Raw genomic sequence first — 13,176 nt, forward strand, 5'->3', positions numbered from 1 at the left:
GCCTGACGGGGCGCTGCTCGAGATCGGTGCCGCCGACCTGCCGGTGCGCGTCGACCGGGGCCGTCCGCCCTTCACCTGGCTGCTGAACGGCGCTCCGGTCCTGACCGGCCAGCGTCGCGCCGAAGCACTGCTGCCCGCACCCGGCCCCGGTTTCGCCGATGTCACCGTGGTCGATGCCGAGGGCCGCTCGGCCCGCGCCTCGATCCGCCTGAACTGAAGCGCGCCCACAACCGGCTTTCCCCGGCCCCGGCTTCATGGCACATCTGGGCCCAAGCAACCGGGGATAGACACATGAGTTTCGGCAAGGGCTGCCACCTGCACCTGATCGACGGATCGGCCTTCATCTTCCGCGCCTACCACGCGCTGCCGCCGCTCACCCGGAAGTCGGACGGGCTGCCGATCGGTGCCGTCTCGGGCTTCTGCAACATGCTGCACCGCTACGTCGAAGGGAACTCCGGCCCCGATGCGCCGACCCATGTCGCCGTGATCTTCGACAAGGGCAGCCATACCTTCCGCAACGACCTTTACGACCTCTACAAGGCCAACCGAGAGGCCATGCCCGAGGATCTGCGCCCCCAGATGCCGCTGACCCGCGAGGCCACCCGCGCCTTCAACATCGCCTGCGAGGAGATCGAGGGCTACGAGGCCGATGACATCATCGCCACGCTGTCCTGCCAGGCGCGCGAAGCCGGCGGGCGCGTCACCATCATCAGCTCGGACAAAGACCTGATGCAGCTGGTCGGCGACGGGGTCGAGATGCTGGATGCGATGAAGAACATCCGCATCGACGCCGAGGGGGTCGAGGCCAAGTTCGGCGTGGCGCCCAATCGGGTGATCGACGTGCAGGCGCTGGCGGGCGACTCGGTCGACAACGTGCCGGGCGCGCCGGGCATCGGGATCAAGACGGCGGCGCTGCTGATCAACGAATACGGCTCTCTGGAAGAGTTGCTGGACCGCGCCGAAGAGATCAAGCAACCCAAGCGCCGCCAGACCTTGATCGAGAAGCGCGCGCAGATCGAGCTGTCGAAGAAGCTGGTCACGCTGGATTGCAACACGCCGCTGGACTTCACGCTGGACGATCTTGAGGTCAAGGACCCCGACCCCGACGTCCTGCTGCCCTTCCTCGCCAAGATGGAGTTCCGTACGCTGACCAAGCGGATCGCCGAAGGTCTGGGCGTCGAGGCGCCCAGCGTACCCGAGCCCGAGGTCTCCTCTGGCCCCGGGACCGTCGAGGACAGCGTGCCCGACGCGCCCGCGATCAACCCCGATGCCTATGAAACGGTGCGCGATGCCGATGCGCTGGCGAAATGGATCGACCGTATCCGCGAAGTCGGCCATGTCGCCGTGGATACCGAAACCACCGGCCTTGACGAGATGCGCGCGGAGCTGGTCGGCATCTGCCTCTGCGTCGATGCAGGCACGGCCTGCTACATCCCGCTGACCCACAAGGCCGAGGGCGAGTCAGGTGGTCTCTTCGGCAATGACGAGCTGGCCGAGGGGCAGATGCCGCTGAACGAAGCGCTCGACATGCTGAAGCCGGTGCTTGAGGACGATGCCGTCCTGAAGATCGGCCAGAACATGAAATACGACGCCAAGATCCTGAAGCGCTACGGCGTGACGGTGGCGCCCTTCGACGACACGATGCTGATCTCCTACGCGCTGAATGCGGGTCTGCACGGGCACGGGATGGATGCGCTTGCTGAGCGGTATCTTGACCATGTTCCCATTCCGATCAAGGAGTTGCTGGGCTCGGGCAAGTCGATGATCACCTTCGACCGGGTGCCGATCGACAAGGCCACCCGCTATGCCGCCGAGGATGCCGACATAACCCTGCGCCTCTGGCAGGTGCTGAAGCCGCGCCTGCACCTCGACCGCGTGACCACCGTCTACGAGACGCTGGAGCGCCCCCTCTCGCCCGTGCTGGCCGAGATGGAGATGCATGGCGTGCAGGTCGACCGCGACACGCTTTCGCGCATGTCCAACGCCTTCGCCCAGAAGATGGCGCAGCTTGAGTCCGAGATCCACGAGCTGGCGGGGGAGAGCTTCAACGTCGGCTCGCCCAAGCAGCTGGGCGAGATCCTGTTCGACAAGCTCTCTCTGCCCGGCGGCAAGAAGGGCAAGACCGGCGCCTATGCGACCGGGGCGGATATCCTCGAGGATCTGGCGACCGAGCATGAGCTGCCCGCGCGGGTGCTGGACTGGCGCCAGCTGTCCAAGCTGAAGTCGACCTACACCGATGCCCTGCAGGAGCACATCAACCCCGAGACGGGGCGGGTGCATACCTCTTACGTGCAGACCGGGGCGAACACCGGCCGCATGGCCTCGACCGATCCGAACCTGCAGAACATTCCGGTGCGCAGCGAAGAGGGCCGCCGCATCCGCGAAGCCTTCGTGGCGCCTGAAGGCAAGGTCTTGCTGTCGCTCGACTATTCCCAGATCGAGCTGCGCATCCTTGCCCATGTGGCCGGGATCGACGCGCTGAAACAGGCCTTCCATGAAGGGCAGGACATTCACGCCGCTACCGCGTCGGAGATGTTCGGCGTGCCGCTGGACGAGATGACCCCGGAGGTGCGCCGTCAGGCCAAGGCGATCAACTTCGGCGTGATCTACGGCATCTCGGGCTTTGGCCTGGCGCGCAATCTGCGCATCCCGCGGGCCGAGGCGCAGGGCTTCATCGACCGCTACTTCGAGCGTTTCCCCGGTATCCGCGAATACATGGACGAGACGACCGAGTTCGCCAAGGAGAACCTCTACGTCCAGACCCTGTTCGGGCGGAAGATCCACACGCCCGAGATTGCCGCCAAGGGGCCCCGCGCCGGTTTCGCCAAGCGCGCCGCGATCAATGCGCCGATCCAGGGCACGGCAGCGGACATCATCCGCCGGGCGATGATCCGGATGCCCGAGGCCATTGCCGGACTGCCCGCCAAGATGCTGTTGCAGGTCCACGACGAACTGGTCTTCGAGGTCGAGGCCGGGGCGGAGGACGATGTCATCAAGGCCGCCCGCGCGGTCATGGAAGGCGCAGCTGACCCGGCGGTGAAGCTGGACGTGCCGCTGGTGGTCGATGCCGGACGCGGGGCGAATTGGGCCGAGGCGCACTGACGCAGGGGGTTTGGTGGATTTCATCCACCCTACGCCGAGGGCAGGGGCCGGTCTTGGACGGCCGCGGTCAGGGAAGTTGCAGGTGGATGTGGTCGTCATGGCGCGCGGCGCGGCAGCCCTGGAACCGGATCTTCTCCGATGTGACCGAGAGGTCTCGCGCGACATGCGGCTCAACGAAGATTTTCCCCACCCGCCGATCCTCTGCGAGGATAGCCAGGACTGCGCGATTGCGCGCGCGGTCCAGCGCATAGTCGGGCCAGAGCGGCTGGAGCGCCGCCATGTCCCATCGCAGGGTCGGCCTTCGGTCGGGGCAGCGCGTGGGGCCCTCTTCGAAGGCAAAATAGCCTATGGGTGAGCGTGTCTTGCCGGGAAGATAGCCGGTTTCGTCCCGGTAGTAGAATGCGAGATCCGCCTTGCGTCCGTCATCGTGGGAGAGATGAGGCAGCAATGGAAATCCGTTGAAGAAAGGGAAGTTGGCGTCGAGAAGCAGGGTTATGGTGCCCGGGTGCCTCTGATTCATCTCGGCAGCGGTCTCTTCCAGGACCTGCGCAAGTTCGGGGCTGATGAAGTTGCGGTTCAGAACGCAATAGGTCCAGCTTTGCATCTGCAAGGCGCCGTCGCCCAGGCAGTTGACGGGTGCGCGGCCGTAGGTGGGCGCAAGGGCTGCGGCACCTGCCGAGAGGGCGACATAGATCAACAGGAAGGTCGGCAGGCTGCGGCGGAAAAGCCGGGAGGCCATCCAGGCGAGGCCTCCGACCTGGGTCAGCAGGGTCAGCAGCAGGACCATCAGGATGTCGCGAAGGAGGCGCGGCAGGCTGTGCAAGTGACCGTCCCTTCGCTTCATCCCCCGTCCGTCCTCATCCCGGCCGCCAGCCAAACCCGTAGGGTGGGTGAGGACCCATCTTCCGCGGTCCCCTCAGGCGAACCCTTCAGCCACCCGGACCTCTCCCGCCAGCAAGCCGCGGCGCGAGCGCAGCTCGGGGTTCAGCCGCTCCTTGGCCGCCGGATGGGCCGGGTCGAGCACGCCGTATTTCACCAGCAGCGCCGCGATGGCGGCCTCGCTGGCGCGGGTGGTGCCGTCGAGAACCTTCAGCGCGATGCCAAGGCCCTTGCCGGGCAGGATCGCCACGAAGACCGCCTCGGCGCCGGTCTTGATCGCCGCCTGGCCCTGCATCGCGCGCATCAGCTCGGTGCAGGCGCGGGTCTCGCCCGCCACCATCTCGGGATGGGCCATCATCGCCTGGGTCAGCCGGGCCTGCGCGCTCTCGCGGGTGCCCTGGCCCTCGCGCGCCCCGGCGAAACGCCCCATGGCGCGGGCCAGACCCAGCAGCGAGGTGGCAAAGTTGGGCGCCGAACACCCGTCCACGCCCCAGCCCCGGATCGCCTCGTCCGTGACCTCTTCGAAGGCCTGCAAAGAGGCCTGCTGCACGGGATGGGCGAATTCGGTGTACTCGGTCCCGGCGCCGAGGTGCCGGTTCAGGGTCAGGAAGCCCGCATGCTTGCCCGAGCAGTTGTTGTGGATCTGGCAGGGGCTGTCGCCGGCGCGGATCAGCGCGTCGCGGGCGGGGAGGTCGGCGGGCTCCTGCGGGCCGCAGCGCAGGTCACCCTCGCCCATGCCCAGCCCGGTCAGCCAGTCCGTCACCGCCTCGGAGTGGATCGCCGCGCCATTGTGCGAGGCACAGGCCAGCGCCAGCTGCTTCGGGGTCAGCCCGGCGGCATCGGCGGCGCCGCTTTCCACCAGCGGCAGGGCCTGCACCATCTTGCAGGAGGAGCGCGGGTAGATCACCGCCTGCGGATTGCCCCAGGCCTCGACGATCTGGCCGGTGGTGTCGACCACCACCGCATGTCCGGAATGCAGAGATTCACAGAGGTTGCCGCGCCAGACCTCGGCCAGGGGCACCGCGCCCGCGCCCTGTGCTCCGATTCTGTCGTATCCGTTCTCCGACCCCGAAAACTGCATCTGCTTTCCTTTCTGCCGCTCACTCGGACGTGTGCGATTTCTCGCCAATCGGCCTTTCGCTTGTGGCAGTATTGCGGCTAATATTGCAATGTCGAGTGAAGATGAGGCCCCGCAAGACGCCGCCAAGGCAGCAGGGGACAGACAAGAGGCAAGGACGGCTTGGAGGCTGTAGAGATGACATTCCGGCGTATCGTGGCCGCGGCGATCTTCGCCAGTGCGGCCGGCACCGCATGGGCACAAAGCGTGAGCGAGAACCAGGTGGCGGCAAAGACCGACTGGTCCGTCTTCGAGGAAACCGATCCGCGCGAATGCTGGGCCGTGTCCGTGCCCAAGGAAACCGTGAATACCCGTGACGGCGAAGTGGTCTCGGTGCGGCGCAGCGAGATCCAGCTGATGGCCTTCTACCGCCCCGGTGCCGTGTCTTCGGGCCAGCTCGCCTTCACCGGCGGCTATCCCTTTGCCGAAGGCTCGACCGTCTCGCTGAACGTGGATGGCAATACCTTCGAACTCTACACCGAGGGTGAATGGGCCTGGCCGGCGACCGCCGCGGACGACGGGCGCATCCTGACGGCGATGAAGGCCGGTTCGGAAGCGGTCCTGACGGCCCGCTCGGGTCGTGGCACGATGACCAAGGATACCTTCTCGCTGATGGGCTTCACCGCCGCCGTCGAAGACAGCGAGCGCCGCTGCAAGTCCTAAGCGGCCCCATCCGAGGCGGTCCGGTGGCGCCCGCCCGCCGCAGCGCCCGGCCCTGATTGACCCGTGGATCACGCACCCGTGCGGGACGCGCCTTTGCGCGTCTTGCCGGCATGGGTTTTCATGACCACGGGAATCCGGTATAGACCCGGCTTCCGCCCCCCGAATGTACCGAGTCCGCCATGAGCCAGATCCAAGCTCCGATCACGCAAGACGTCCTGACGATCCCCCGCAAGCTGCCCGAGGGCGCGCGCAATCTCGTCGGTCTGACCCGTCCGCAGCTGCGCGAGGCGCTGATCGAGATCGGCACACCCGAGAAGCAGGCGAAGATGCGGGTCAACCAGCTCTGGCAGTGGCTCTATCATTGGGGCGTGCGCGACTTCGCCGAGATGACCAACCTGGCCAAGGACTTCCGGGCCCGGCTGGCAGAGAATTTCGTCATCGAACTGCCCGAGATCGTCTCGAAGAACGTCTCGGAGGACGGCACCCGCAAGTACCTGGTGAAGATCGCCGGCGGCCATGAGGTCGAGGTGGTCTACATCCCCGAGACCGACCGTGGCACGCTCTGCGTCAGCAGCCAGGTCGGCTGCACGCTGACCTGCTCGTTCTGCCATACCGGCACCCAGAAGCTGGTGCGCAACCTGACCCCCGGCGAGATCGTCGGCCAGATCATGCTGGTGCGGGACGACCTCGACGAATGGCCCGCGCCCGGCACCGGCACCGGCGAGAACGGCCCGCGCCTGCTGTCCAACATCGTGCTGATGGGGATGGGAGAGCCGCTCTACAACTTCGAGCATGTGCGCGATGCGATGAAGATCGCCATGGACGGCGAGGGCATCGCCCTGTCGCGCCGCCGGATCACCCTGTCGACCTCGGGCGTGGTGCCCGAGATCGCCCGCGCCGCCGAAGAGATCGGCTGCATGCTGGCGGTCAGCTTCCACGCCACGACGGACGAGGTGCGCGACAAGCTGGTGCCGATCAACAAGCGCTGGAACATCGAGACCCTGCTGGAGGCGCTGCGCGACTACCCCCGCCTGTCGAACTCGGAGCGGATCACCTTCGAATACGTGATGCTGAAGGATGTGAACGACAGCGACGAGGACGCCCGCCGCCTTGTCCGCCTGATCAAGGGCATCCCGGCGAAGATCAACCTGATCCCCTTCAACGAATGGCCCGGCTCGCCCTACCAGCGCTCGGACTGGACCCGGATCCGCGCCTTCGCGGACATCGTTCACAAGGCCGGCTATGCCTCGCCGATCCGCACCCCGCGCGGAGAGGACATCATGGCAGCCTGCGGCCAGTTGAAATCGGCCACCGAGCGTGCCCGCAAGTCGCGCGCCCAGATTGCCGCTGAAACCGGCAGCTGACATCGGGGCAGGGGGCTCTGCCCCCGTCCGCCAAGGCGGACTCCCCCGCAGTATTTTCAGCCATCGGATGGAGTGAAGGGGGTCTTTCACTTATCCGATGGACAAATACTGCCGCCGGAGGCTTCGGCCCCGCGGGGCCGAAATCCACGCTCAGACTGACGTGCAGACGTATTTCATCTCGAGGAATTCCTCGATGCCGTGGTGGCTGCCTTCGCGCCCCAGGCCCGATTGCTTGACGCCGCCGAAGGGCGCGACCTCGGTCGAGATCAGCCCGGTGTTCACCCCGACGATGCCGTATTCCAGCGCCTCCTGCACCTTGGTCACACGGCTGAGGTCCTTGGCGTAGAAGTAGCTGGCGAGGCCGAAGATGGTGTCGTTGGCCAGCTCGATCACCTCGTCCACCGTGTCGAACCTGAACAGCGGGGCGAGGGGGCCGAAGGTTTCCTCGGTCGAGAACTTCATCTCTTTCGTGGCGCCGGTGACAATGGTGGGGTCGAAGAACAGCCCCGCTTCGCCCTTCTGGCCGCCCAGGATCACCTCGGCGCCCTTGGCGCGGGCGTCGGCAATGTGTTCCTCGACCTTCTCGACCGCATCGGCGTTGATCAGCGGGCCCAGCTCGGCGCCCTCGGCGAAGCCGTCGGCCACCTTCATCTGCGCCACGCGCTCCTTCAGCTTTTGCGCGAAGGCCTCGTAGACGTCGGACTGCACGTAGATGCGGTTGGCGCAGACGCAGGTCTGGCCGTTGTTGCGGAACTTGCAGGTGATCGCGCCCTCGACGGCGGCATCGAGATCGGCGTCATCGAAGACGATGAAGGGGGCATTGCCGCCCAGCTCCATCGAACATTTCATCACCTGGTCGGCGGCCTGCTTCAGCAGGATGCGCCCGACCTCGGTCGAGCCGGTGAAGGTCAGCTTGCGCACCTTGGGGTTCTCGCAGAACTCTTTCCCCGCGTCCGAGCTTTTCGACGAGGTCACCACGTTGAACACCCCCGCCGGGATGCCGGCGCGTTCCGCCAGCACCGCCAGCACCAGGGCCGACAGGGGCGTTTCCTTCGCCGGCCGGGCGACGAAGCTGCAGCCGGCGGCCAGCGCCGGGCCGGCCTTGCGGGTGATCATCGCATTGGGGAAGTTCCACGGCGTGATCGAGGCCGCCACGCCGACCGGCTGCTTGATTACCGTGATGCGCTTGTCACGCTGGTGGCCGGGGATCGTCTCTCCGTAGATGCGCTTGGCCTCTTCGCCGAAGAACTCGATGAACCCGGCGCCATAGGCGATTTCGCCCTTCGCCTCTGCCAGCGGCTTGCCCTGTTCGGCGGTCAGGATTGCGCCGAGGTCGTCCTGGTGTTCCATCATCAGGTCGAACCAGCGGCGCAGCACCTGGGCGCGCTCCTTGCCGGTCCATTGCGCCCAGTCCTTCTGGGCGGCATGGGCGGCGTCGATGGCGGCGGCGATCTGTTTGCGCGAGCAATCCGCGACCCGGGCGATCACGTCGCCGCGCGCCGGGTTCAGCACCTCGAAGCTGCCCTCGTCGCCCGTCACCCAGGCGTCGCCGATGCGTGCCGCCTCGACCAGCAGCGAGGGGTCCTTCAGGCGGCTCTTCAGGTCTGTCTTGTCGGTGTCGGGCATGGGATCCTCCGTCAGCATGTCGTGACGGAGGTAGGGCGCGGCGCGGTGCCGACCAGCCTAGAGCTGCGACCAGCAGGGGAAGGGATCGCCCTCTGCCGGGGTTGCCGCATGGACGCCGCGCGCAATGGCGCGGGTCATCACGACCGAGGCCGCGTGGCAGAGCGCCAGCATGTCGAATTCACCGGTCAGGGGCTTGGCGCCGGTGGCGGCGCCGAAGATCAGGTCTCCGTCGGCGGGGGTGTGGCTGGGCACCAGCGCGCGGGCGTAGCCGTCATGGGCGGCGGTGGCCAGCCGGGTGACCTGGGCCTGATCGATATCGGCATCCGTGGCGATGATGCCGATGGTGGTATTGCCCCTGGCGATGCCCATCAGTTCTGCCTTGGTCACGGGATGGTGCGGATCGGGGAAGCGGTCGGGCAGGCCGAGGCCGCCGAACTCGTTGCCCTGTTCCCAGGGTGCCGCCCAGAACTGCCGTCCCGCGCCGACCGTCGCCGTGCCAAGCGCATTGACCGCCACCAGCGCCGCGACCACATGACCCGTCGGCAGCCGCACCGAGGCCGAGCCGAGGCCGCCCTTCAGCCCCGCCGTCATCGCCCCCGTGCCCGCGCCGTGCGAGCCGATCTCGAACGCCGTTCCGCGGGCCGCGTAGGCTGCCTGCCCAAGGGCCTTGTAGGGGTTCTCGTCCCAGTCCTTGTCGCCGCCGTTCACCAGGTCGAAGAGGATCGCCGCGGGCACGATGGGCACCCGCACCGGCCCGGCCCGGTAGCCGCGTCCCTCTGCGCGCAAGGCGTCGGCGACGCCGCCCGCCGCGTCCAGCCCGAAGGCCGAGCCACCCGAGAGCACCAGCGCATCCACCTTCTGCACCGTCTTGTCCGGCGCCAGCAGGTCGGTTTCCCGCGTGCCCGGCGCGCCGCCCATGACATGCACCGCTGCGGTGAAGGGCGCCTCGGCGGTCAGCACCGTGACGCCGGTCTTGACCCGGCTATCCTGGGACTGGCCGACCAGCAGCCCCTCGACATCGGTGATCAGGTTCTGCATGGCGGGCTCCTTCGTTGTCTTCCGGCGGCACTAAACCGCGCGCCGGGGCGGGGTGCAACGGCCAAGACCCTTGTAATGACGCCGTTACCCGATCATGAAATTGGGGAAGGCGCCGCGGGGTGATGTAAAAGGCGTTAACACTCCCCATATTGGACGCAGATATTTCAACCGGAGGGACAGATGTCGCAATTCGAGGCCCAGCTTGAACAGAGCCAGAAGCAGGTTGCCGCCGCGCAGACGAAGATTTCCGAGCTGACCGCCCGGATCGAGACGGCCCGCGAGAAGATGGAAACCGGCGCGGACGTCAGCATCGAGATCGAGAATGCGACGCTGGACGATGTTCATGCCCATACCGAGGCGATGAACGCCAATATCGCCGAGCTGATCATGGGCCTCGATGATGTCACCGCGCAGTTCTCGAAGGACTTCGACCAGATGCGCGGCAAGACCGTCTGGGAAAGCTTCATCGGCATCTTCTCGAAGGCCAAGTCCGACAACCTGCGGCAGGAACGCATCCGCACCGCCAGCATCGACGACAAGCTGCAGGACCTGATCGCCAAGTCCGATGTCATCATCCAGCTGCTGGAAGGCCAGCTCTCGGTGCTGAACGAGGAAAAGGACAAGGTCGAGGCCAAGCTGACCGAGACCCTGGCCGAACGCGAGGCGACCGTGGCCGGGCTTGAGGACGTGCGGTCGGAAATCACCGACATGGATCCCGAGATCATCGAGCTTGAGAACAGGATCGCGGTCGAACAGGACGCCGCCGCGCGCACCCAGCTGGAAACCAGGCTGGCCGAGATGAACACACGCTACAACGGGCTGGTGCAGGACGAGCAGGTCAAGCTGGCCAAGAGCCAGACCCTTGAGCGCTACATCGAGAAGGGCAAGTCCTGGGTCGACAGCCTGCAGAACCAGGCGGCGACGCAGATGGTGCTGATCAACAAGCTGAAGACCGACACCTCGCAGCGGGTCGTCCTGTATGATGCGCTGACCAAGTCGCTGAAGACCGCGCAGCAGCAGGAAGTGGCGCACCGCATCAACGAGATCGGCGTCGAGACCGACAAGCAGGCACAGCAGGCCATGGCCCAGATCGGTGCCGCGACCAACGCCCGCATGGCCGACATGATGGAAGCCCACGAGGGCCAGATGGTCTTTGCCCGTTCGGTGCTGGAAGCCAAGGCCAAGGCGGACGAACGCTTTGCCCGCCGTTTCCAGAAGATCGTCGAGAAGCACGACAAGAACCTCTACGGCGGCTGAGACGCCATCGCGCCGGTCGACGCATCCCGTTCCGGCCCCGGCCGGGGCGCGGGGCCATGCATTGACCGGCAGCCGGGACGGCCGGGCGCGGCCGCGGGGGACGACGGGAACGGGACGACAGGATGAGTGACAGCAACGTCAGTGACCGGGTCGGGCTGACCGACTCGCATGCCTCGCGGCGTTATTTCCGCAAGTTCGAGGCAATCATGGGCCATCTTGCCCATGTGGCCGGGGTGATGCGGGCCGAAAAGCACCTCAACGACCGCGAAACCGAGGTGCTGGCGCGCCAGGTCGCCATGCTGACCTTCACCTTCCGCGCCCTGTCGATGAAATACCTTCTGGCCGGGCGCGACACGGGGCGGTTCTTCGGCTCTCTCACCATCGACAACCACGAAAGCGGCTTTCCCGCGGCGCAGGAGCTGATGGTGATGGCCAATGACGCCGGGCAGGCGGCCAAGCACCTGGCCTCGATGCCCTCGGTCGCGGGGCTGAAGCGGCAGATGCTGGAAGAGATCGTCTCGGACCACCAGGTGCCGACCCGGACCCAGTTCGCCCTGTCGCAGCGCCTCTATTACGAAGAGCTGGCGCGGGGGAACCTGTTCTGGCCGCGCAACGATCCCGAGGCCGACTGGCTGGAGAACCTCGGTGTCGGGCGTCGGCGCTACCTGCTGCACTGGTCGGTCTACGACACCCAGGTCAACCTGCCGGTGATCTACCTGATGGAGGTCGAGGACACGGGCCGCCATGGCCTGCCCACCGATCCTTCGCGCTGGCCGCAGGTGCAGGCGCATCTGGTGTCGCAAAGCCTCGGCGGGTTGAAGCTGCTGACCATCGCCCAGGGCTTCGACCAGGACTTCGACACGCTGCACCCCAAGCGGCTGCGGCGTCTTCACCTCGGGCCGATGTATTCCCATGCCTACACCCAGCAGTCCGGCCCGATCCGCGACGTGCTGGCCCAGGCCGCGGGGATCGAGTCCGAGGATTGGGCCCTGGCCTGGACCTCGGAAGAACTGGTCTCGAAGGAGGTGCGCACCGAGAAGACCGGCTGGTTCGGCGCGGTCGAGCGCGAGGTCTTCCAGTTGGCCCCCTACGACGGCGCCGAGCTTGGCGCCACCCGCCGCGAGCGGGCGCTGATCCTGCCGGCGCGGCCCTTCCAGGTGCTGTCTGAACTGAACCCGCCGGGCCTCGCGCGGGTGAAGAAATACGTCGTGGGGGCGGGCGAGAAGGTCCTCAGTTACTGAGATTTGCAGAGGCCGGGCGCGCCCGGCCGGGCCATTTCGAGCAAGATGAAGGATTGATGCGATGAGTTTGACCGGCGATCAGATGGAGCTGCGGGAAGAGGACATCCGCAAGCACTACACCGCCGCCGAGGCGCTGCTCGAGGGCTTCGACCATGCCCCCCGGCTGGCCCGCGCCGCCGTCCCGGCCCCCGTCCAGCGCGAAGAACGCTCGCCCGGCATCGGCGGCACGCGGCGGCGCTTCCGCTCGACCACCGTGGGGCTGACGACCCGGCGGTCCGAGGCTGCCTCGGGCGTGCACCTGTTGGCGCGGCTGGCCGACTGCGACGATGACGACCCGCTGACCTCGCCCCGCCAGGCCGCCGTCGCGCGGGCCCTGCGCCGGGCGCTCGCCATCGCCATGGCCCTGGGTGAGAGCTTCAGCGAGGCGACCGCCCTGACCGAGCTGAAGCGCGCCAACCTCGACAACGTGCTGCCCCGCGACCGTGCGGGCGCGTTCTCGGAGCTGCTGGCCGCCGAGTCGCTGCTGCAGCTGCATGTCCTGGCCAATGCGCTGTCCTACCTGCTGTCCTCGCACCTCGGCGAAGTGACGGTCGATCCCGGCGACGCCGAAGAGATCCTGACCGACAATGCCCCCCTCGCCCTGCAGGGCGCCCTGTGGGAGCTGGACCAGAAGCTGGCCGCTTTCGCCACCGGCGACGAGGAAAAACTGGTGCCGGTGATCTCGGCCTGGTGCCAGCTGGTGATGGAAAAGGTCCGCCTGCGCGCAGAAGGCCACCCCCACCTGGGCGCCTTCACTGGCGCCACGTGGCGGATCGAGGCCGATGACCTGACCATCCGGGGCTTCACCCCCGCCAGCCATGCGAAAAGCTCGACCCTGGTGATGAGCTTC

General features: G+C 66.9%; 9 protein-coding genes and 2 pseudogenes. 7 read left to right on the forward strand and 4 right to left on the reverse strand.

Going from position 1 to position 13,176, the window contains the following annotated elements:
• Both OS124_RS25705 and polA read left to right on the forward strand, forming a co-directional pair.
• Positions 1-217 (forward strand): annotated as a pseudogene (locus tag OS124_RS25705) (penicillin-binding protein 1C); the annotation flags it as partial.
• Between the two features lie 74 nt (positions 218-291).
• Complete coding sequence (gene polA / locus OS124_RS0122450; protein ID WP_010142277.1) at positions 292-3,102, forward strand: DNA polymerase I; 2,811 nt, start codon at positions 292-294, stop codon at positions 3,100-3,102.
• Between the two features lie 67 nt (positions 3,103-3,169).
• Here the strand turns inward: polA and OS124_RS0122455 are convergent, their stop codons facing one another.
• Positions 3,170-3,946 carry a hypothetical protein gene (locus OS124_RS0122455; protein WP_050900947.1) on the reverse strand — a complete coding sequence of 259 codons (777 nt, stop codon included), beginning with the start codon at positions 3,944-3,946 and terminating at the stop codon, positions 3,170-3,172.
• Positions 3,947-4,018: 72 nt separating this feature from the next.
• Positions 4,019-5,062, reverse strand: a complete 1,044-nt coding sequence (locus tag OS124_RS0122460) for an asparaginase (protein WP_010142280.1) — start codon at positions 5,060-5,062, stop codon at positions 4,019-4,021.
• A 174-nt stretch (positions 5,063-5,236) separates the two neighbouring features.
• Here OS124_RS0122460 and OS124_RS0122465 point away from each other — a divergent pair, with 174 nt between their 5' ends.
• The gene (locus OS124_RS0122465; RefSeq protein ID WP_010142282.1) at positions 5,237-5,761 is read left to right on the forward strand and encodes an invasion associated locus B family protein; all 525 of its coding nucleotides are present in this window, start codon (positions 5,237-5,239) and stop codon (positions 5,759-5,761) included.
• A gap of 179 nt (positions 5,762-5,940) precedes the next feature.
• Complete coding sequence (rlmN, locus tag OS124_RS0122470; RefSeq protein WP_010142283.1) at positions 5,941-7,125, forward strand: 23S rRNA (adenine(2503)-C(2))-methyltransferase RlmN; 1,185 nt, start codon at positions 5,941-5,943, stop codon at positions 7,123-7,125.
• Between the two features lie 150 nt (positions 7,126-7,275).
• On the opposite strand, the gene OS124_RS0122475 is transcribed toward rlmN, so the two are convergent.
• On the reverse strand, positions 7,276-8,751 hold the full coding sequence (locus OS124_RS0122475) for an NAD-dependent succinate-semialdehyde dehydrogenase (RefSeq protein ID WP_010142284.1): 1,476 nt from the start codon (positions 8,749-8,751) through the stop codon (positions 7,276-7,278).
• Positions 8,752-8,808: 57 nt separating this feature from the next.
• Positions 8,809-9,789, reverse strand: a complete 981-nt coding sequence (locus OS124_RS0122480; protein WP_010142285.1) for a P1 family peptidase — start codon at positions 9,787-9,789, stop codon at positions 8,809-8,811.
• 180 nt (positions 9,790-9,969) lie between these two features.
• Here OS124_RS0122480 and OS124_RS0122485 point away from each other — a divergent pair, with 180 nt between their 5' ends.
• The 3 genes and pseudogenes from OS124_RS0122485 to OS124_RS0122495 all read left to right on the forward strand — a co-directional run.
• Positions 9,970-11,046 carry a hypothetical protein gene (locus tag OS124_RS0122485; RefSeq protein ID WP_010142286.1) on the forward strand — a complete coding sequence of 359 codons (1,077 nt, stop codon included), beginning with the start codon at positions 9,970-9,972 and terminating at the stop codon, positions 11,044-11,046.
• Positions 11,047-11,168: 122 nt separating this feature from the next.
• A complete protein-coding gene (locus OS124_RS0122490; protein WP_010142287.1) occupies positions 11,169-12,287 on the forward strand; it encodes a hypothetical protein in 1,119 nt (372 codons plus the stop codon).
• A 61-nt stretch (positions 12,288-12,348) separates the two neighbouring features.
• Positions 12,349-13,176 (forward strand): annotated as a pseudogene (locus tag OS124_RS0122495) (AAA family ATPase); the annotation flags it as partial.

It is taken from the genome of Oceanicola sp. S124 (assembly GCF_000220565.1).
Lineage (GTDB): Bacteria > Pseudomonadota > Alphaproteobacteria > Rhodobacterales > Rhodobacteraceae > Pseudooceanicola.